We start from the raw sequence: 20,476 nt of genomic DNA, 5'->3' as shown, positions 1-20,476 counted from the left end.
GGAACCCCGAATCCCGGCACTCACCCTGGATGTCGGAGTCTTCGCGCGCCAACCACCGCCCACGCCCTCACCGCACGGGTTGGGGTCGGGCATGTTCAGGGGGCCGTACGCCCGCCCGGTCGCGAACCCCGGACGCCTGGGGCGCGATCCGCTGCACAGGACCTGGGTTTCGTTCGGATCACGCGGGGGAGCGGGATGACCTCGGGCCGAACGTTCACGGCGTGGGCGTCCTGGCAGGCAGTCCGTCGGCCTCGTCCAGGCGGCCGTCTCCTGCCGTGCGCTCCCCATCCGCTGCTGGGGCAGCCATGGGCCCGGACCGCTTGTCTGTGCCACGGAGCAGGGTGACGATCAGGATCGCTCCGCCGATTGTTACTACCACGCTGGCCACCGCAGCGATCCGCATCTCGTGACTGAAGGCGTCGAAGGCCACCCTGCGCAGAGCCTCTGCGGTCTGGTGCGGCAGGGCCGCAGCGGTTTCGGCGGCGCCGCCGAGAGTCTCCTCCGCGCCCGCCCGCTGCTCGGGGGTGAGGCCGGAGGGGGCCTGGGACTCCATTTGTGAGCGATAGGCGGCTGTGCCGATGCTGCCCAGGACCGCGATGCCCAGAGCTCCACCGAACTCGGCGGAGGTCTCTGCCAAGGCGGAGGCCGCCCCGGCCCGCTCAGGTGGCGCGGCCGACAGGATCACCTCGGTGACCACGGCGGACACGCCACCGATGCCGATGGAGACCACGGCCAGGGCGCTCACCAGGTGCACGATGCCCGAGTCGGTCTGGATAAGAGCCAGTGCGACGTAACCCGCGGCCGCCACCACCAGCCCGACAGCCATCACGTTCGGCTTGCCGATGCGCGGTGCCATCGCGGTGGCCAGGGCGATACCCACGGGCATGACGAGGAACGTGGGCAGTGACCACAGGGCCGACTCGAACGGACTCATGCCCAGGACAAGCTGCATGAACTGCCAATTGAACAGCGAGAAGCCGATCATCGCGAAGGTCGCCAGGGCGTCGACGAGCAGCGGCACGTTGAACCGGCGCGTGCGGAACAACGCGAGGTCGATCATCGGATGGGCGGCCCTGCGCTGGCGGCGGACGAACAGGGCTCCCGCGCCGAGTCCGGCAGCGATGCAGACTGCGCCGGGCCGGCCGAACCCGTGCTCCGCCGTCGTCTTGATGCCGTAGATCACGGCGAGGACGGCCACCAGGGACAGCAGGGCGCCGAGCAGGTCGAAGCGGCCCGGCTCGGGGTCGCGGTACTCGGGCAGCAGCAGCGGTCCGAGTACCAACAGCAGGATCATCACGGGCACGTTGATCAGGAAGACCGAGCCCCACCAGAAGTGCTCAAGGAGCAGACCGCCGGTGATCGGGCCGACGACAGCACCGCCGGCGAAACCGGCTGTCCAGACGCCGACGGCGGTGGCCCGCTGACGTTCGTCGGGGAACATGTTCCGGATCAGGGAGAGAGTGGAGGGCGCCAACGTGGATCCGGCGATGCCCATGAGCGCGCGGGTCGCGATGAGCATCTCGGGGCCGGTCGAGTAGGCCGCCAGGATCGAGGCGAGGCCGAAGGCCGCGGCGCCGATCAGCAGCACGCGCCGCCGTCCGATCCGGTCCCCGAGGGTGCCCATCGTGATCAGTAGGCCGGCCAGCAGGAAGCCGTACGAGTCCATGATCCACAGCAGTTCAGCACTGCTCGGGTGGAGATCGGCCGTCAGGGTCGGAAGCGTGACGAACATGACGGACATGTCCATGGACGCCAGGACGCACGGCAACACCAGGACGGAGAGTCCGATCCACTGCCGTGTTCCGGCTCTCTTGCTGTCTTCAGGCATGTCCTTCACTCACTCCTGTTTCTTCGATTGGCTGCGGCAGGTCGACAAGCACAGATTCCGTCACTCTGCGCGTACTTAGTACGCGTCACGTCGTGTACAGCATACGCACGCAGGCGTCCTTTGCTGCAAGTGTGTTTTGGGCTACTAATCCCTCACTTCCCGGGGTTCGCATCACCGGGGAGCTAGACTTTCGTCACGCCGTCAGACGTGTGTCGAAAAGGGGTGTGGTGATGTCTGAGCAGCCGGTCTGTGCATCCTGCGGAAGAGGTCTGGAACCTGCAGAACGGGGGCGGCCGCGACGGTACTGCTCCCATGCCTGCCGGGCGCGGGCCTACCGGGCGCGAAAGGCTGAAGTGCCGACCGGGTTCCCGGAGGGAGGCGTTCCGGGAAGTGGCGTGCCGGAGGACGGCAGCAATGCACCCCATCTGACCGTCGAGCGCATCGTGCAGGCCGGGATCGATGTCGCGGACGCGGAGGGGCTCGACGCGCTGTCGATGCGGCGCATCGCCACGGATCTCGGCGCGAGCACTATGGCCCTGTACAGGTACGTTGCATCCAAAGACGACCTGGTGGCCCTGATGGTGGAGGCCGCGCTGACAGGCGTCCCGCTGCCCGACACACTGCCGCAGAACTGGCGACACGGCCTCGAACGGGCCGCCTACCGCGACTGGGAGCTGTACCACCGCCACCCGTGGATCCTGTCGAAGGTCCTGGTGACGGCCTGGACGCACTCCAGCCCGGCACTCGCTGCGGACAGCGAGAGCGCCTTCTCCGCATTCGACGGACTCGGTCTCGAACCCGCTGACGCGTTCCGTTACATGTTCATGTTCGCCTCCTACGTACAGGGGGTGGCCCTGACCTACGTCAGCGACATGGAGGCGGAACGACAGGCTCGAAACACCGGTCGGCGAACGGCACACAAGCCGGACGACGAACACAATTCGCCCTACGAGCCCGGCGCATACCCACGGCTCGGCCCCGCAATGCTCGCGGGCGCCAACCCCTGGGACCTCGACGCCCTCTTCGCCGCAGGCCTTGCCGGCGTGCTGGACGGCATCGCCGCCGACATCGCACGGCGTGGCATCGAGGCATGAGTTGTGGCGGGCGGGCCGTCAACCCTGAACCACGCCCGCTCCACGGTGTGTGGATCGAAGGCGGACGGGATGGGAGCTGGGTGAGTGGTGGGTTGGGATGGGTGGTGAAGACTCGCTGTAGCGTGACCGCATGGATGAACCCCGGATCAAGGTGTACGGCTCAGCAACCGAAATCACCGTCGCGGCCAATGCCGCAGGGTTGCGGGACCTGGCTGAGCGACTCATGGGCCTCGCAGATCCCGAGCTCAGGGACGGGTACCACGAGCATCTTGAGGGCGGCATCAATCTCGAAGAGGGCTCGGTCAGCCTGATCCTGGCCCGAGACGAAGCGCTATAGGCCCACGCCGACCCAGCTCCATAGGCGTACCCGACACAACTAAGACCGACCGGCAAATGGGGGGGTGGGAGAAGGAGCGGGGCTGGGTGCGTGCAGCTGCAAGGCGGAGGATTGAGACAGATGGGGTCTCCCCTGCTCGAGCGCAGCCGAGAGCTTGGGGAAGGAGCCATGGTGATTGACGACAACGCGGCAGATGCGCGTGCCCAGCCCCGCGACGCCGCCCCCCATGTGCCGGTCGGTCCAAGCCGTGCCTGAACACCTAGTACCACACGGCAGACACGCCAAATACGACGGGCGGGAAGGCAGAACCGGCCGGATTCGAACCGGCGTCCTCGCGATTTTGGAGACCGCGCGCGACGACCTCTGCGCTACGACTCCGCCCCGTCCGCCATCCTACGGACTCCCGCTGCTGCCAAGGTGCCCGTGTCCCTGCCGTGCCCGATCGGACAGGAAACGGGGAACCACGGTGATTGACAGACAGCCCGAAAGAGAACGGCCCCCGACCGATTCACCTGGTCAGGGGCCGTTCATCTGCGGTGGGTGTGGGATTTGAACCCACGGTGACGTCGCCGCCACGACGGTTTTCAAGACCGTTCCCTTAGGCCGCTCGGGCAACCCACCCCGCGCCCTCGGCCCATGGACCGAGGTTGACGCGAGGACAGCCTAGCCGGTCAGCTGTCGCCCCTGCGCTCCCCCAGGGTGACTTCGGCCGTTGCCGTCTTGCCGTCGCGCTTGTAGGTCAGTGTCACCCGGTCGCCGGGCTTGTGGGTCCAGATCTCGCCGATCAGGGTCGGGCCGCTGTCGATCACGGTGTCGTTGAACTTCGTGATGACATCGCCCGCCTTGAGGCCGGCCCTGTCGGCGGGGCCGCCCTTCGCCACGGCTGCCGTACCGCCCGTTCCCTGGTCGGGAATGGCGGCGCCGCCGGTCCTCTCGTCCATCGTGACCGTGGCGCCGATCACCGGGTAGACCGGCTGACCGGTCTTGATCAGCTGCTGGGCGACGTTCGCCGCCTGGTTGATCGGGATTGCGAAACCGAGACCGATGGAGCCCGCCTGCGTCTGACCGACACTGCTGCCGGTCGACTGGATGGCCGAGTTGATGCCGATGACCGCGCCGCGCGCATCGAGCAGCGGGCCGCCGGAGTTGCCCGGGTTGATCGAGGCGTCGGTCTGCAGGGCGCTCATGTACGAGTTGCTGCCACCGGAACCGTCTCCGGAGGCGACCGGACGGTTCTTGGCGCTGATGATGCCCGTGGTCACCGTGTTGGACAGACCGAACGGGGCGCCGATCGCGATCGTCGAATCACCGACCGCGACCTGGTCCGAGTTGCCGAGGGTCAGCGGGGTGAGCCCCGACGGCGGGTTCTTCAGCTTCAGCACGGCGACGTCGTAGCCCTGCGCCCGGCCGACCACCTCGGCATCGTACTTCTTGCCGTTGGAGAACGTCGCCGTGAGCTGGCCGCTGTCCGCAGCGGAAGCCACCACGTGGTTGTTCGTGAGGATGTGGCCTTCCCTGTCGTACACGAAGCCGGTGCCCGTGCCGCCCTCGCCGTCACCGCCCTGCGCATCGATGGTGACCACGCTCGGCAGCGCCTTGGCGGCCACGCCCGCGACCGTGCCGGGTTCGCGCTTGAGATCCTGCGGGTTGGCCGACGCCGCAACCGTGGTCGAGCCGTTGGAGCTGTCATTCCGGTCGGCCGCCCAGTAGCCGAGGGCGCCACCGATACCGCCCGCGATCAGCGCCGCCGCCGCCACCGCGGCCACCAGGCCGCCCATGCCCCGCTTGCGAGGCCCTTCGGAGGAGGCGAGCTGGACCGGGGCACCCCAGACCGGACCGGCACCGCCGCCGTCCGCGCCGAGGTGCGCGTACGCGGGGACGGCGGGAGGGGGCGGGGGCCAGTTGGCTTCGGCGGCCGACTGGAGCCCGGGGGGAGGCGTACCCGGCACGGAAGCCATGGGGGTGGTCGCTGTGGCCGGTTCCTCCGTCGGGGGGTACGGCTGCTGCGCCCGGGGCGACTGCTGCGCGGCTGCCGCGTCCGACGCCCGCGGGTACGCCGGGGCGTCGGGCGTGCTCTCAGGTGACCCCTGAGGAGCATCGGCCGGCACTGGAGGTGCGGACGGAACGGACGGAACGGCCTCGGCCGCAGTGCCCTCGTTGCCCTCGTTCTCTGTGCTCACAGCTTTTTACTCCTAGGTTCCACATCATTTTCGGCAAGAGATCCGCTGTGTACGTGTCCCGGGACAGTTTTTCCCAAGGCACGTCAGGCCACTGTAAGCAGGACCTGTGCATCCGCGCGCCAATCTTTACATCCGGCAAAACGGTCTCCCGGTACGAGGTACCCACAGCCGCGTCGCAAGGTGCGGACACCCGTGGCGCAAGCTGTACGCAGCAGTCGCTTCTCGGTGACACGATGACGCAGTGACCCATGCACGGCAGCAATCCACGCACCATTCCATCCAGGTCATCGCCCACCGAGGCGCATCCGACGACGCCCCCGAGCACACCCTGGCCGCGTACCGGAAGGCGATCGAGGACGGCGCCGACGCGCTGGAGTGCGATGTCCGGCTGACCGCCGACGGCCACCTCGTCTGCGTACACGACCGCCGGGTGAATCGCACCTCCAACGGCCGCGGTGCCGTCTCCGCGCTGGAGCTCTCCGAACTCGCCGCCCTCGACTTCGGCTCCTGGAAGGACCGCGAGGAGTCGGAGTCCCCGGACTGGGATCCGGTACCGGGGGAACTCACCTCGGTGCTGACTCTGGAGCGACTGCTGGAACTGGTCGCCGAGACACGGGCAGTCGGGCGCCCGCTCCAGCTGGCCATCGAGACCAAGCACCCCACCCGCTGGGCGGGCCAGGTCGAGGAGCGGCTGCTGCATCTGCTGAAACGCTTCGAACTCGACGTCCCGCCGGCCGAAGGCCCTTCGCCGGTACGGATCATGAGCTTCTCGGCACGCTCCCTGCACCGCATCCAGGCCGCGTCCCCCACCCTGCCCACCGTCTATCTGATGCAGTTCGTCTCGCCGCGCCTGCGTGACGGGCGGCTGCCGGCCGGGGCGCGGATCGCCGGTCCGGGGATGCGGATCGTACGCAGTCACCCCGGCTACATCGAGCGGCTGCACCGTGCGGGCCATCGCGCACACGTCTGGACGGTCAACGAACCCGAGGACGTCGAACTCTGTATCGATCTTGGCGTCGAGGCAATCATCACGAACCGCCCGAAGCAGGTTCTGTCACAACTGGGACGCTCTTAACATCAGTTACACGGAGTACACCGGCGCATTCGAACCGTATTCGATCGTTACGAGTGCGTCACTGGCAGGCAATTGGCCGGTTTCCGGTCCAGTCCAGGAGGGCATCCACTCCGTGGCGTGGGGCAAAGGAGGTCTCGGGGGTGGCGTTGGTGGTGGCACAGGAAGTGCCCACGTCGTCGAGCATGGCCGTACCCCATGGCCCTGCGGGCGTGGGTCAGGCGCGGCACCGGATGCGTGAGCAATTGCGCAGCAACGGGGTGCCGGATTCGGTCGTCGACGATGCTGTACTGATCCTTTCCGAACTGCTCAGCAATGCCTGTCGGCACGGCAGGCCGCTGGGACGACACACAGATGTGGGTGACGGCGACATCCGCGCCGCATGGCGCGTGGACAGAGCAGGCGGGCTGACCGTCGAAGTGACGGACGGGGGCGGTCCGACCCGACCGATTCCGGCCACACCGTCGGTGACGGCGCGCGGCGGCCGCGGGCTCAACATCATCAGCGCGCTCGCCGAGGAGTGGGGCGTACGCGACAGCTCGTCCGGCGAGGTCACCGTCTGGGTCCTCGTCAGCGAGGGGCACGGGCGGGTGTCCGGAGTACAGGGTGTGTCGGGGCTCGACGAGCTGAGCTTCGCGGACGCCTTCGACGACATGGGCTGACGCTCCCGCACGGGTACGGATGCCTGAGGTGACGGTGGCGACACCAGTGCCCGCACCGGCACCACGTGTCGATCGACAGGCCTACGCGCGGGCGTTCCGCACTCCCGTACCGCCGGGCGCGCAGATGGATGTGCCCCGGACGCGACACGGGCCGCTAGGCTCGCGGCCCAGACCGCACTGTCGCAATCGGGAGAAAGCCCACCATGGCCAAGAAGCGCCCTCAGACCAAGGCCGGGAAGCAGCAACTCAAGGACGGCGAGATCCCTGTGGTCGGGGCTCGCGAGCCCTGCCCGTGCGGTTCGGGCCGCCGCTACAAGGCGTGTCACGGCCGCGCCGCCGCCCAGGCGGTGACCGAGCTCGTCCACCGCCCCTTCGAGGGCCTGGCCGGCGAGTGCGACTGGGTCGCCCTCCGTGAGCTGGTACCCGCGGCGACGGTCGAGCTGACGCTGAAGGGCGGGCTGCCCGAGGGTGTGCCCTCCGTGACTCTCGCGACCGTCCTGCCCATGGCGTGGCCGGCGCTCCGCCGCGACGACGGCTCGGTGCTGCTCGCCCTGCAGAACGACACCCCGTCCGGTGACCTCAGCCGTGACCTCGCGGACACGCTGCAGCGGGCGCTGGCAGCCGAGCCCGGTTCACCCGTGGCCGCCCGGCGCGCACCGGCCGACGGTCCGCGACTGCAGGACGTGCTCGACCCCGATGCGGCGTTCGAGCCCGTTGTCCACTCCGGCTTCGAGTTCTGGGTTCCGGACGCGGAGAACGCCACGCCCGAGGTGTCCGCGTCGCTGGAGCGCGCGAACGAGGCGGCGATCCCGACAACCCTGCTCTCCGGCGTGGACGCCGCGTACTGGTGCGAGACCCCGGAGAAGAACCACCTGCGCTGGGTCATGCCGCACCCCGAGGAGCAGCTCCTCGACGCGCTCGCCCGGCTGCACGCCGCAGGCACCTCCTCGCTGGGCGAGGGGACGCGGCTGGTCGGCTCCTTCCGGGCGCACGGGCTGATGGTCCCGGTCTGGGATCTGCCGAGCGCGATGGGGGCCGCGGAGTGCGAGAAGCCCGCGGCCGAGCTCGCGGAGCGGCTGACGGCGGCGCTCGCCTCGGACGCGCCGCTCACCGCCGAGGAGCGGCGGGCCCGCGGCGGGCTCACCAACCGCCAAGTGACGCTCAGCTGAAAGTGACGACCCACGGGTCCGTTCAGTGATCCATGTCACAACTCGCCGTACCCGCAGGTAAATCGCTGTCCTAATACGCGAGATCGAATTTGCGAACGGCAGATCTCTTGTTACCGTTCTAGAAGCCCGGTCGCTGGTGCATCCCCCGTCGCCAGCGATCGGGCATTCTCATTTCCGGGTACGGCGCACAGAGCGCAATGCGGCGCACGCGCCCGCGCACGAGCCCCTCGCCGGTGCAGGCCCGCACTCGCCTTCACGTCGGGTCCCGGCAGCCCAGCACCTGTACACCGTCGCCAACCCGGTGCGACAGAGCCCGGATTGACGACGGGGCGCCATCGGCAACAGAGCCTCCTCCACCGACGCACCGCCGGTTCCGCGGGAGCGACCGGCCTCAGGCAGAAGCCGGAACCCTTATCGATACCCCCGCACAGAGCCACTCGAATAAATCTTCGAAGAATGCTTCGAGAGGGTTCCGGAAGATCCATCAGAAATCCCTACGCCGAAGCACTTTGCAGCGGCAGACTTTGCATTGACCGGCATGAGACCGGGGCCGATGGAGTGGCCGGGAGAAGACGGGCACGGAACCGAAGCCGTGAACACTGTCACACCCGCGATACCGATCACGCGGAGAATCACGCGACCTCACCTGTCGGCTTCGCCCGAATTCCTGACGATCCGCCGGAGATATCAGTGGAATATGAACACCCTGGCGCCGCACACCCTTTTACACGGGGAACTCCGGTCGGCTCACGTCCGAACGAGTGAGCCGACCGCGGATTCCGCCCCCACAGGGGCGCGGCGCACCCGCCGACCGCGTGTCAGTAGGCGAGCCGGCTCCCGCCGTCCGGTGCACTGTTGCTCGCCTCGACCAGTGCGTCGAGTACCGCCCCCACATCCGGCAGCCACGGCGCGGCGGATCCGGGGACAGGTTCTCCCCTGTCCGGGCGCGGCCGGGAGATCGAGGAAGGAGCCCGTTCCCAGCGCACCTGCCCTGCCCCCACCTCGGACGGCGGAAGGACGAGATAGCCGCCCTCGCCGTGGAAACGCAGCGAGCTGGGCACCCGGTCCTTGGCGTGCAGCAGCTCGCCGAGCCGTTCGAGGGTGTACGGAGCGACCAGCAGCGACCACCGGGTCGGCGTCGCCACTACGGGGCCGAGCCGCACGCCCATCCGGTCCAGCTCGGCCAGTGCCCGGGCGGCCGCCACGGCCGGCAGGCTCAGCGCGCACGGGGCGCGTCCGCCGGTGGCCAGCACGATCGGAGAGGTGGGCCGGTTGGCCCACCACCAGCGCACCATGCGCTCGTCGGTGGTCGCCGCGAGGAGACCGGGATCGAAGGGGTGTGCGCCGGGTACGGCACACTCGGGATCGGGACAGGCGCAGCCACGGCCACGGTCACCGCGACCACCGGCCGCCTCGAGTCCCACTCCGGGGAGCACGGGCCACTTCCATGCGGTGGTACAGGTCAGGACCGTGTCCAGTTGGGCGGGCCTCACCCTGCGCCGGAGCCGGAGCCTGCGTCGCCTTCCGAGGATCTCGCGCATGAGCGCTCGTTCCTTTCCGTTGAACGCCGAGGGTCCACATCACACCACGCGCACATCACAGCACGCGTTCATCACTTCACTGTGCGTACATGCTCTTCAAATCTGCGGTACGGGTAGGTCGTCGGTACCGAGCATGCGCTGAGCCGGGTCGAGCAGGGGCGAGACGGGGCCGGACACAAGCATGGCGAGGAGCAGCGCACGTATCGCGCCTGCCGTCCCAAGGTGCAAACCCCGCCACTCGGGGGTGGGGCGTGGCCGTCACAGATGAGGACGTCCGGGCCCGCTGCCAGGTTCCGGGGCGATCAGAACTGCCCCTGGCCATCATCGATTACGTACCCAGCATGCCCGAAATGACGCTCCCTCTGGGACTTCACCCCGAGAACACCCCCTGTCGAGCACACCCAGTCGACCGCAAATAGCCGCCATGGGGTGCATTTTTTGGCCAACTTATGAGTCACTTGGACACCACAAATCCGGCAGGGACAATGCTGGACATGGCCTTACTTGTGCGTGTACATGTGGATGCTACGTGTACATGTGGATGCACTGATAGCGGCGCAGAATGACATGGGGGTTTGCGATGCTATTCGACGAAACGCACCGGTTGGAAAGCCGACTGCCATGAGCGCCCCGCACCTTCCGAAAGTGGCTGGAATCGATCCCATGGTTCCTGTTTCAGCGCACACTGCCGGTTCTGTGTCCGAAGTACCGGCCGCCCCCGGAGCGTTCATCCAGGACCGGCTGGCCGGCTGGGTCTCCGACCTCACCACCCTGCACGAACTCACCGAGCGACTGGCCAGAACCAGCACGCTCGACGATGCGCTGCACGAACTGCTGGACGCCGGAGCCGCCCTGGTCGGCGCCCGCCGCGGGCTGGTCGTCTTCGAACCCTCCGACCACCGCGGCCCCGTGAGCACCATCGGCCTCGGACTCGCCCGTGCCGAGCTCGGGCACATCGAGACGGTGCCGCGCAGCGCCACCTCCTACGGCCGGATCCTGGAAGGGCTCCCGGACGCCGAAGGAGCACAGACCACCCCCGACCTGCTCGGCGACACCAGCCTGGATCCCCGCCGCCGCGAGGTCGCCGCCCGGCTCGGATACGCCGCCAGCTACGCCCTGCCGCTCACCGCCGAGGCGACCGGCAGACTCGGTGCCGCCGTCTGGCTGTACGACGAACCTGCCGAACCACTGGAACGCCAGCGCCACCTCATCGGCCTCTACGCCGGATACGCCGGCGAGCATCTGGCCAGGCTGCTGGAGCTGGAGCGGGCCAGGGCAGATGTCGCCACCGTCACGGAGGAACTGCTGCCCAGCCGACTGCCCCGGGTCACCGGCGTACAGCTGGCCGCACGCCATCGCACGGCACCGCAGGGCGGCGGCGACTGGTACGACGCGCTGGCCCTGCCGGAAGGTGCGCTCGGTCTCGCCGTGGGCTCGGTGAACGGCTCCGGCCCGAGCGCCCTGGCCGCCATGGGCAGGCTGCGTGCCGGTCTGCGGGCGTACGCGGTGATGGAGGGCGAGGATCCGGTCGCCGTGCTCTCGGATCTGGAACTGCTGCTGCGGCTGACCGAACCCGCCCGTTCCGCAACCGCCCTGTTCGCCTACTGCGAACCCGTCCGCCGCAAGATCCTGCTGGCCGGCGCCGGCCACGCCCCGCCGCTCGTGATCGGCGACCGGCGCACCGAGTTCATCGAGACATCGGTCTCCGCACCGCTGGGCATGCTCGCCTGCTGGGAGGCGCCCAGCGTGGAGATCACTCCCACGCCCGGCGAGACCGTACTCCTCTACACCGACGGGTTGCTGCGCCGCACCGGCGACTCGATGGACCGGGCGTTCGCACGGCTCCACACTGCGGCGGCGTGCGTACCGAAGGCGCTGCGTGACGACGCCGGGTCCGTTGCCGACCATGTGCTGCGGACCGTGCTGCCGAACGGGCTCGACCAGGGCAACAGCACGGAGGACGTGGTCATTCTGGCCGCGCGCTTCGACTGAGCCGGCCGGCCCGCCCCGACCGCGCTGTGCAACCCGCCGCGGCCAAGCTGTGTAACAGGTCTTCCGGCCCTGTGCCCCCTTCCGCACGCCCGTACGATGGTCGGGGTCCAGTGTCGTATCAAGGAGAGACAAATCGTGGCTGAGGAGCTCACCCCGGAGAACCCGGAGACCGAAGAAGAAGAGACGGTCAAGCAGCGGAAGAACGGCCTGTACCCGGGCGTCTCCGATGAACTCGCCGCGAACATGAAGTCCGGATGGGCCGATACCGAGCTCCACGGCCTCGAACCCATCGCCCAGGCCGAGCACACCGCCGCCCGCCGCGCCGCGCTCTCCGCGCGCTTCCCCGGTGAGCGTCTGGTCATCCCCGCGGGCAAGCTGAAGACCCGCTCCAATGACACCGAGTACGCCTTCCGCGCCTCCACCGAGTACGCGTACCTCACCGGCGACCGGACCCAGGACGGTGTTCTCGTACTGGAGCCGACCCAGGACGGGCACGAGGCGACCATCCACCTGCTGCCGCGCTCCAACCGCGAGAACGGCGAGTTCTGGCTCGACGGCCAGGGCGAACTGTGGGTCGGCCGCCGCCACTCCCTCGCCGAGGCCGAGCAGCTGCTGGGCATCCCGGCGAAGGACGTGCGCGAGCTCCCGGCCACGCTGGTCGAGGCCACCGGCCCGGTCCGTAACGTCCGCGGCCACGACGCCGGCATCGAGGCCGCGCTGACCGACAAGGTCACCGCGGAGCGCGACGAGGAACTGCGCGTTTACCTGTCCGAGGCCCGGCTGGTCAAGGACGCCTTCGAGATCGCGGAACTGCAGAAGGCCTGCGACGCCACCGCACGCGGCTTCGAGGACGTCGTCAAGGTTCTCGACAAGGCCGAGGCGACGAGCGAGCGCTACATCGAGGGCACCTTCTTCCTGCGCGCCCGCATCGAGGGCAACGACATCGGCTACGGCTCCATCTGCGCGGCCGGCCCGCACGCCACCACCCTGCACTGGGTGCGCAACGACGGCGCGGTGCGCTCCGGCGAGCTGCTGCTGCTCGACGCCGGTGTGGAGACCAATGACCTCTACACCGCCGACGTGACGCGCACCCTTCCGATCAACGGCACGTTCACGCCGCTGCAGCGGAAGATCTATGACGCCGTGTACGAGGCCCAGGAAGCGGGCATCGCGGCCGTCAAGCCCGGTGCCGACTACCGCGACTTCCACGACGCCGCGCAGCGCGTGCTCGCCGAGAAGCTCGTCGAGTGGGGCCTGCTGGGCGACCTGTCCGTGGACAAGGTCCTGGAGCTGGGCCTCCAGCGCCGCTGGACGCTGCACGGCACCGGCCACATGCTCGGCATGGACGTCCACGACTGCGCCGCCGCGCGCACCGAGACGTACGTGAACGGAACGCTTGAGCCCGGCGTATGCCTCACGGTCGAGCCCGGTCTGTACTTCCAGACCGACGACCTGACCGTCCCCGAGGAGTACCGGGGCATCGGCGTCCGGATCGAGGACGACATCCTCGTCACCGAGGACGGCAACCGGAACCTCTCCGACAAGCTGCCGCGCCGGGCCGACGAGGTCGAGGCGTGGATGGCTCAGCTCAAGGGCTGATCCGGAACGTCCGGCAGGTCCGGCATCCTCCACGCGTCGAAGGGCGCCCCGCTCAGGACACCATGAGCAGGGCGCCCTTCCGCCATTTCAGGACCTTGTCGAAACTCACCACGGCGCCACGGCCGGGACGGTTGCCGAAGTGGACGTGATCGGCAAGCTGCTCGATCAGACAGAGACCCCGGCCGTTCTCCGCACTGAGCGACGGGTACAGCTGGGCATCGTGCTGCTGCGCGGAAGTACGCAGCGTGCGCCGCGCGGGAAAACCGGGCCCCGAATCGGCGACTTCGATACGGCACTTCTCGCCGTCCAGATAAGCGGTGACCCGGTACTGCCCGCAGGCCGTCCCCGTGGCCTCGTCCCATACGCCCCACGGATCCCGGCCGACGCCCTGCTCTCCCAGGCCCCTGTGGTCACCACCGTGCTCTACGGCATTGGCACAGGCCTCGCTGAGCGCGACCGAAAGGTCGAAGGAGATATCCGGATCCACGCCCGCGGTCTCCATCGCGCCCAGCAGGAATCGACGGGCGAGCGGAACGCTCGCAGCCTCGCGCCGCAAATGGAGGGACCACCAGATGCTCATGCTCCAGCCTCCTGGCTGCGGCTCGACATACCGATACGTATTGCCGCGCAGGACCGTTCGTAAGCACAGACCGGATGTGAGACCGCTCATTCGGCGGATACCAGCACTCCGTACACCCGTGTATGCCAGACCCGGCCGATGACCCCGACCAGTGTCCAAACCGGTCACAGCGGACCCGACCCACGTCCAATCGGACGGAAGGTACCTACCGGACCTGCCGTACGGAGGCCCGGGGCACGGTGCGATGATGACCCCGCCATGTCTATGCCTGTCGCACGCGCCGGAGCCGGTCTGCGGCTCCTGAGGGCCGCGGTGTTCACCGCGGTCTGTGTCGCGCTGTCCGCGGCGGGCCACTCCCTGGCTTCCTGCGCGGCCGTCCCCTGGTGGACCCTGCTCGCCGGATTCCTGGGGATCTTCGCGGTGACGGCACCGCTCGCCGGACGCGAGCGCTCACTGCCGTCCATCGCCGCCGCGCTGGCCGGTGGGCAGATCGCCCTGCACACCCTCTTCGGCGTGGGTACGCACACCACCTCGACGAACACCGTGGCGAGCGACGATTCACTGATCCGGTTCGCGGCAAGCCTCGTGTGCGGCATGGGACCCGCGCAGTTGAACGCCGCCGAAGCGCGCCGCATCGTCACCACCGCGGGCATCGACCCGGCGTCGGTGGCGGTCGGCGGACACCAGAGCATGGCCTCCGCAACCGGCTCGGACCCGGCCGCCCTCGTCGGCCTGCTGCCCAGCCTGCCCATGCTGCTCGGCCACCTGCTGGCCGCCGTTGCCACCGGCTGCCTGCTTCGACGCGGCGAGATCGCCCTGTTCCGGCTGGCCCGGCTCTCCGCGCACGGCGCCCAGCAGGTCGCGGCCGGAGCCCGGTTGCGGGCGCTGCGCGCCGCGCTCGCGCTCGTGAACGCCCTGCGCGCCGGACTTCCCGGAGGCCCGGCAACCGGGCCGCGCACCCCCCGTACCGCAGTCGACGCCCCGGCCCCGGCCACCGGGGACCCGTTGCAGCACATGGTGATCAGGCGCGGGCCGCCACCCGTATACGCACTCGCAGCCTGACGCGACACCCTCCACACCGATGCACGCACGACTCGACTCACGCACCCACCCGGTGCCGTGCGAGTCCGTGTACGCACGCCGCATGTGAGGTAGAGGTGTCGCGATGCCGTCGCGCACCCGCGCGCCGGACCACCTTTCCTTCGTGCTTCCGTGGAGAGACTCCCGTCATGAATGTTTCCCGCATCGCCCTCGCCGGCGGCATCGCCGCGTCCACCGTGCTGATCCTCGCCGGTACGGCCTCCGCCCACGTCAGCGTGCAGCCCCAGGGCGAGGCCGCCAAGGGCGGTTACGCCACCGTCAACTTCAAGGTCCCCAACGAGCGCGACAACGCCTCGACGACCAAGGTCGAGGTCAACTTCCCGACCGACCACCCGCTGGCCTCCGTCATGCCGCAGGCCGTGCCCGGCTGGGACATCGAGGTCACCAAGAGCAAGTTGGCCAAGCCGCTCGAGATGCACGGACAGAAGATCAACGAGGCCGTCTCCAAGGTCACCTGGACGGCCAAGGGCGACAAGGACGAGCGCGGCATCCGCCCGGGCGACTTCCAGCAGTTCCCGCTCTCCATCGGCCAGCTTCCCGAAGACGCCGACCAGCTGGTGTTCAAGGCCATCCAGACGTACGACAACAAGGAAGTCGTCCGCTGGATCGAGGAGCAGAAGGACGGCGCCGACGAGCCCGAGAGCCCGGCACCGGTCCTCAAGCTGACCGCGGCGACCGCCGACGAGCACGGCGCAGCCGCCGGCGCCACCGCGAAGGCAGCGGACAAGCAGACGACGGCCGCGTCGGACGAGTCCACCAGCGACACCACGGCCCGCGTCCTCGGCATCGTCGGCATCGTCATCGGCGCCGCGGGGGTGGCGTTCGGCTTCCTCGCCGGCCGCCGCCGCACCGCCTGACCCACAGCCCCATCAGTCCCACCGACCCACCAGGAATCAGTGCTCCATGCGTAAGAAAACGGTGCTGGCCGCGGCGTTCGTCGCCGCGGCCGCGCTCACCCTGTCCGCCTGCGGCAGCAGCGACGACGGCGCAAAGAAGCCCATCGCAGATGTGTCCGTCCAGGCCAAGACCAAGGCCGCGACGGTACTCGACCAGCCGTTCACCAAGCCCGACCTCGTCCTCACCGACACCCACGGCAAGAAGTACGACCTCCGTGAGCAGACCAAGGGCAAGCCGACGCTGATCTACTTCGGCTACACCAACTGCCCCGACGTCTGCCCGCTCATCATGAGCAACATCGCCATCGCCAAGAAGTCCCTCCCCAAGGCCGACCAGGACAAGCTCCAGGTCGTCTTCGTGACCACCGACCCCGAGCGGGACACCCCGGCCTCACTGGGCAGCTGGCTCAAGGCCCAGGACACCTCCTTCATCGGCCTCACCGGCGACTTCCCGACCATCCAGGCGGGCGCGCGCCAGATCGGCATCGGCATCGACGCCCCGAAGAAGGAGAAGGACGGCACGATCGTCTCGATGCACGGCTCCCAGGTCATCGCGTTCTCCCCGAAGACCGACAAGGGGTACCTCGTATACAGCGAGGACACCTCACCCGACGACTACACCAAGGACCTCCCCAAGATCGCCAAGGGGGAGACTCCGTGAACCGCCGCACCACCCTCGCCGGCATCATCGCCCTCACCACCGGGCTGACGCTGGCAGGGTGCTCGTCCTCGGACAGCAAGCCCGACCTGAAGGTGACCGGCGCGTTCATGCCGCAGCCCGTCAGCGACATGGCGGCCGGTTTCCTCGTCGTCAAGAACAGCGGCGGCACGTCCGACCGGCTCACCTCGGTCACCAGCCCGCTCTCGGACGACGTCACGATCCACGAGACGAAGAACCAGACGATGCGCATGGTGACGTCCTTCGAGGTGCCCGCGGGCGGCGAGCTGGATCTGGAACGTGGCGGGAGCCACATCATGTTCATGAAGCTCAAGCAGCAGCCCAAGCAGGGCGAGAAGGTATCCGTGGAACTGCACTTCGAGAAGGCCGACCCGATAAAGGTCGACCTTCCCGTGAAGGAGACCACCCACAACCCGAAGAAGCAGTGAGGGACTGACACACCATGACAGCCACCGCCCCGCACTTCGGACCGTCCCCGTCCACTCACGCGCCACGCCGCCCACTCGCCGCGGCCGCACTCCTCGCCGCCCTTGTCGGCATGGTGTTCGGCCTGCTGCTGGGCGGCGCGGGCCCCGCGTCCGCGCATGCCGCGCTCACCGGGAGCGATCCGCAGGACGGGGCGGTGGTCGACACCGCTCCCAAGGAAGTAACTCTCACCTTCTCCGAGCAGGTCGCCATGGGCGACGACTCCATCAGGGTCCTGGACCCGGGCGGCAAGCGCGCCGACACCGGCGCCGCACCACGTGATCTGCAGAGCGGCTCCACCGTGAAGTACGGCGTCTCACTGCACACCGGGCTGCCCGACGGTACGTACACCGTCGCCTGGCAGGCCGTCTCCGCGGACAGCCACCCCGTCTCGGGCGCCTTCACCTTCTCCGTCGGAGCCCCGTCCAAGACCACTGTCGCCCTCCCGACGGACGAGGCCGGGGGCGGCCTCGTCGGCACCCTCTACGGCATCGCGCGCTACGCCGCGTACGCCGGTTTCATCCTGCTGGCCGGCGGCGCTGCCTTCGTACTGGCCTGCTGGCAGCGCGGCGCGGGTGCACGCCCCCTGCAACGCCTGGTCGTGCGCGGTTGGATGACCCTCACCGCGGCCACCCTGGCCATGCTGCTCCTGCGCAACCCGTACACCGGCTCCGGGAAGCTCGCGGACGCCTTCGACCTCGATGGTCTGAAGGCCGTGCTCGACACCAAGCCCGGGGCTGCACTCGTATCCCGGCTGCTGCTGCTCGGCGCCTCCGCACTCTTCGTCGCCGTGCTGTTCGGGGCGTACGCGAAGCGCGAGGACGAACGCGAGAAGAAGGACCTCACCTTCGGTCTGGCCATCGGCGGCACGGTGATCGCCGCCGGAATCGCCGGGACCTGGGCACTCGCCGAACACGCCTCGACCGGGATCCAGCCGGGCATCGCCATGCCGGTCGACGTGCTGCATCTGCTGGCCGTCGCGGCCTGGCTGGGCGGGCTGGCGGCCCTGCTGGTCGCGCTGTACCGGACACCGGACATCGAAGCCGAAGCCGTACGGCGCTTCTCCCGCATCGCGTTCGGCAGCGTGCTCGTGCTCACCGCAACCGGGATCTACCAGTCCTGGCGCCAGGTGGGCACCTGGCCCGCGCTCACCGGCACCGGGTACGGGCAACTGCTGCTCGTGAAGGTGGGACTCGTTGCTCTCCTGGTCGGGATCGCCTCGATCTCGCGCCGCTGGACCACACGGCTGGTCACGAGCGGAGCCGGCGGTGAGGGAGCGGAGCCCCGGGCCGACGCCAGGGACGAAGCCGAAGTCGAGGAGTCCCAAGCCCCGGGTACATCGGACGCCATGGCCGAGGACCCCGCGCGGGCGGCCCAGCTCGCCCGGCAGAGGGCCGCCGTGGTCACCGCCGAGAAGAAGCGGATCCGCGATGCCGACCCCGACCGGTCCGGGCTCCGCCGTTCGGTGCTGGCGGAGGCAGGGGTCGCCGTGGCGTTGCTGGCCGTGGCGACCGTACTGACCTCGACCGAGCCGGGACGTACCGAGGAAGAGGCGGCCCGCACCTCGACGGCGGCAACCGCCCCCGCGGCCGAAGGCCCGGTCAATCTGACGCTGCCCTTCGACACAGGCGGCAAGAACGGCAAGGGAACGGTGCGGATGGATATCGACCCCGCCCGTACCGGTGCCAATGAACTCCACATCTGGATCGACAGCATCGACGGCAGGGCCATGGACGTCCCCGAGCTGAAGCTCGCCTTCACTCTGGGGTCCAAGGACATCGGCCCGCTCCCCGTCGTCCCTGTCCGGCTCACCGAGGGCCACTGGACGGCGAGCGACGTCCAGATCCCGATGGCGGGCAACTGGAAGGTCGCGGTGACCGTGCGTACGTCGGACATCGATCAGACGACCATCGACAAGAACGTGAAGATCGGCTGAGCAGGATCGTGAGCGGAAACAGCAACAGGAAGACCTCCACAGGCAGCGGGGACGACACAGCCCGTGGCAACGGCGCCATCTCCCGGAGGCGGCTGCTCGGCAGCGCGGGCGCGGCCGGTGCGACCGGGCTGGTACTGGGTGCGGCGGGCGGCGCGACCGGCTATGCGGCGACCCGGACCGACGAGCCGACCGCTCTGACCGCGGTCGGCTCCACCCAGGTGATGTTTCACGGGAAACATCAACCGGGGATCACCACTCCGCTTCAGGCCCGCGGCCATCTCATCGCCTTCGATCTGGCGCCCGGTGCGGGACGGAAGGAAGCGGCTGCCCTGATGCGCCGATGGTCGGCCGTGGCCCGGCGCCTGATGGCCGGCGATGCCGCCGACAGCGGTGCGGCGGGCGGCGCCACCCATGACACCGGGATCGCGCTGGATGCCGGACCGTCCTCGCTGACCGTCACCTTCGGCTTCGGCCGCACCTTCTTCGAGCGCACCGGCCTGGTCGGTCGGAGGCCACCGGGACTCGACCCGCTGCCGCCGTTCTCCTCCGACCACATCGACGCCAAGCGCTCCAACGGTGACCTCTGGGTACAGATCGGCGCCGACGACGCACTCGTCGCCTTCCACGCCCTGCGTGCCGTTCAGAAGGAGGCCGCCCCGGCTGCCAGGGTCCGCTGGCAGATGAACGGCTTCAACCGTTCCCCCGGCGCCACCGCGCAGCCGATGACCGCCCGCAATCTGATGGGCCAGATAGACGGCACCGGCAACCCGAAACCCGCCGAGAGCGACTTCGACCGGCGCATCTTCGTTCCGGCCGGGACCGATACGAAGTACGACTGGCTGGCAGGCGGCTCGTACGCGGTCGTCCGGCGGATCAGGATGCTGCTCGACGACTGGGAGAAGCTTCCGGTCGGACGGCAGGAGCAGGTCATAGGGCGCCGCAAGAAGGACGGTGCTCCGCTGAGCGGTGGTGCCGAGACCACCGCGATGGACCTCGACAAGGCGGGCCCGGACGGCAAGCTCCTGATCCCGGACAACGCCCACGCCCGGATCTCCTCCCCCGAGAAGAACGGCGGCGCGGCCATGCTGCGGCGCCCCTTCTCGTACCACGACGGCATCTCGGCGGACGGCACTCCGGACACCGGGCTGTTGTTCATCTGCTGGCAGGCGGATCCGCTGCGGGGGTTCGTTCCGGTGCAGCGCAAGCTGGACCGCGGCGATGCCCTGTCGCCGTTCATCCGGCACGAGGCCAGCGGCCTGTTCGCGGTGCCGGGCGGTGCGGCGGACGGCGAGTACGTGGGTCAGCGGCTACTGGAGTCCTGAGAGACCGGGGCGCATTATGGTGA

General features: G+C 69.0%; 17 protein-coding genes and 2 tRNA genes. 13 read left to right on the top strand and 6 right to left on the bottom strand.

Going from position 1 to position 20,476, the window contains the following annotated elements; all coding sequences use genetic code 11:
- Positions 1 to 214: 214 nt before the first annotated feature.
- A complete protein-coding gene (locus GA0115254_RS11340) occupies positions 215 to 1,828 on the bottom strand; it encodes an MFS transporter (protein ID WP_176740066.1) in 1,614 nt (537 codons plus the stop codon).
- Between the two features lie 230 nt (positions 1,829 to 2,058).
- Here GA0115254_RS11340 and GA0115254_RS11335 point away from each other — a divergent pair, with 230 nt between their 5' ends.
- Both GA0115254_RS11335 and GA0115254_RS11330 read left to right on the top strand, forming a co-directional pair.
- Positions 2,059 to 2,922 carry a TetR/AcrR family transcriptional regulator gene (locus tag GA0115254_RS11335; protein WP_093895174.1) on the top strand — a complete coding sequence of 288 codons (864 nt, stop codon included), beginning with the start codon at positions 2,059 to 2,061 and terminating at the stop codon, positions 2,920 to 2,922.
- A gap of 130 nt (positions 2,923 to 3,052) precedes the next feature.
- Positions 3,053 to 3,259: an Imm32 family immunity protein gene (locus tag GA0115254_RS11330; protein ID WP_093895140.1), complete on the top strand. Its 207-nt coding sequence runs from the start codon at positions 3,053 to 3,055 to the stop codon at positions 3,257 to 3,259.
- A 303-nt stretch (positions 3,260 to 3,562) separates the two neighbouring features.
- On the opposite strand, the gene GA0115254_RS11325 is transcribed toward GA0115254_RS11330, so the two are convergent.
- From GA0115254_RS11325 to GA0115254_RS11315, 3 genes are all read right to left on the bottom strand, one after another.
- Positions 3,563 to 3,637: transfer RNA gene (locus GA0115254_RS11325), tRNA-Trp, on the bottom strand.
- Between the two features lie 156 nt (positions 3,638 to 3,793).
- Positions 3,794 to 3,880: transfer RNA gene (locus tag GA0115254_RS11320), tRNA-Ser, on the bottom strand.
- A gap of 50 nt (positions 3,881 to 3,930) precedes the next feature.
- The gene (locus tag GA0115254_RS11315; protein WP_093895139.1) at positions 3,931 to 5,439 is read right to left on the bottom strand and encodes a S1C family serine protease; all 1,509 of its coding nucleotides are present in this window, start codon (positions 5,437 to 5,439) and stop codon (positions 3,931 to 3,933) included.
- A 241-nt stretch (positions 5,440 to 5,680) separates the two neighbouring features.
- Between GA0115254_RS11315 and GA0115254_RS11310 the strand changes: the two genes are divergently transcribed.
- The 3 genes from GA0115254_RS11310 to GA0115254_RS11300 all read left to right on the top strand — a co-directional run bounded on the left by GA0115254_RS11310 (position 5,681) and on the right by GA0115254_RS11300 (position 8,342).
- On the top strand, positions 5,681 to 6,514 hold the full coding sequence (locus GA0115254_RS11310) for a glycerophosphodiester phosphodiesterase (RefSeq protein ID WP_093895138.1): 834 nt from the start codon (positions 5,681 to 5,683) through the stop codon (positions 6,512 to 6,514).
- Positions 6,515 to 6,567: 53 nt separating this feature from the next.
- A complete protein-coding gene (locus GA0115254_RS11305; RefSeq protein ID WP_093895137.1) occupies positions 6,568 to 7,173 on the top strand; it encodes an ATP-binding protein in 606 nt (201 codons plus the stop codon).
- A 203-nt stretch (positions 7,174 to 7,376) separates the two neighbouring features.
- Positions 7,377 to 8,342, top strand: a complete 966-nt coding sequence (locus GA0115254_RS11300) for a DUF5926 family protein (RefSeq protein ID WP_093895136.1) — start codon at positions 7,377 to 7,379, stop codon at positions 8,340 to 8,342.
- 818 nt (positions 8,343 to 9,160) lie between these two features.
- Here the strand turns inward: GA0115254_RS11300 and GA0115254_RS11295 are convergent.
- On the bottom strand, positions 9,161 to 9,883 hold the full coding sequence (locus GA0115254_RS11295) for a bifunctional DNA primase/polymerase (RefSeq protein ID WP_093895135.1): 723 nt from the start codon (positions 9,881 to 9,883) through the stop codon (positions 9,161 to 9,163).
- Between the two features lie 567 nt (positions 9,884 to 10,450).
- Between GA0115254_RS11295 and GA0115254_RS11290 the strand changes: the two genes are divergently transcribed.
- Both GA0115254_RS11290 and GA0115254_RS11285 read left to right on the top strand, forming a co-directional pair.
- Positions 10,451 to 11,875, top strand: a complete 1,425-nt coding sequence (locus GA0115254_RS11290; RefSeq protein WP_176740065.1) for a PP2C family protein-serine/threonine phosphatase — start codon at positions 10,451 to 10,453, stop codon at positions 11,873 to 11,875.
- A gap of 135 nt (positions 11,876 to 12,010) precedes the next feature.
- A complete protein-coding gene (locus GA0115254_RS11285; RefSeq protein WP_093895133.1) occupies positions 12,011 to 13,474 on the top strand; it encodes an aminopeptidase P family protein in 1,464 nt (487 codons plus the stop codon).
- 52 nt (positions 13,475 to 13,526) lie between these two features.
- On the opposite strand, the gene GA0115254_RS11280 is transcribed toward GA0115254_RS11285, so the two are convergent.
- A complete protein-coding gene (locus GA0115254_RS11280; protein WP_093895132.1) occupies positions 13,527 to 14,054 on the bottom strand; it encodes an ATP-binding protein in 528 nt (175 codons plus the stop codon).
- Positions 14,055 to 14,312: 258 nt separating this feature from the next.
- Here GA0115254_RS11280 and GA0115254_RS11275 point away from each other — a divergent pair, with 258 nt between their 5' ends.
- From GA0115254_RS11275 to efeB, 6 genes are all read left to right on the top strand, one after another.
- Positions 14,313 to 15,116, top strand: a complete 804-nt coding sequence (locus GA0115254_RS11275) for a hypothetical protein (RefSeq protein ID WP_176740064.1) — start codon at positions 14,313 to 14,315, stop codon at positions 15,114 to 15,116.
- A gap of 167 nt (positions 15,117 to 15,283) precedes the next feature.
- Positions 15,284 to 16,012, top strand: a complete 729-nt coding sequence (locus GA0115254_RS11270; protein WP_093895131.1) for a YcnI family copper-binding membrane protein — start codon at positions 15,284 to 15,286, stop codon at positions 16,010 to 16,012.
- A 46-nt stretch (positions 16,013 to 16,058) separates the two neighbouring features.
- Positions 16,059 to 16,712, top strand: a complete 654-nt coding sequence (locus GA0115254_RS11265) for an SCO family protein (RefSeq protein ID WP_093895130.1) — start codon at positions 16,059 to 16,061, stop codon at positions 16,710 to 16,712.
- Positions 16,709 to 17,158 carry a copper chaperone PCu(A)C gene (locus tag GA0115254_RS11260; RefSeq protein WP_093895129.1) on the top strand — a complete coding sequence of 150 codons (450 nt, stop codon included), beginning with the start codon at positions 16,709 to 16,711 and terminating at the stop codon, positions 17,156 to 17,158. The genes GA0115254_RS11265 and GA0115254_RS11260 overlap by 4 nt, the downstream gene beginning before the upstream one ends.
- Before the next feature lie 14 nt (positions 17,159 to 17,172).
- Complete coding sequence (locus GA0115254_RS11255) at positions 17,173 to 19,131, top strand: copper resistance CopC/CopD family protein (RefSeq protein ID WP_093895128.1); 1,959 nt, start codon at positions 17,173 to 17,175, stop codon at positions 19,129 to 19,131.
- Between the two features lie 8 nt (positions 19,132 to 19,139).
- Positions 19,140 to 20,453: an iron uptake transporter deferrochelatase/peroxidase subunit gene (gene efeB / locus GA0115254_RS11250; RefSeq protein ID WP_370740853.1), complete on the top strand. Its 1,314-nt coding sequence runs from the start codon at positions 19,140 to 19,142 to the stop codon at positions 20,451 to 20,453.
- The last annotated feature ends 23 nt before the right edge of the window (positions 20,454 to 20,476 follow it).

It is taken from the genome of Streptomyces sp. Ncost-T10-10d, assembly GCF_900091955.1.
Taxonomy (GTDB): domain Bacteria; phylum Actinomycetota; class Actinomycetes; order Streptomycetales; family Streptomycetaceae; genus Streptomyces.
This window is presented reverse-complemented; position numbering and strand designations above follow the sequence as displayed.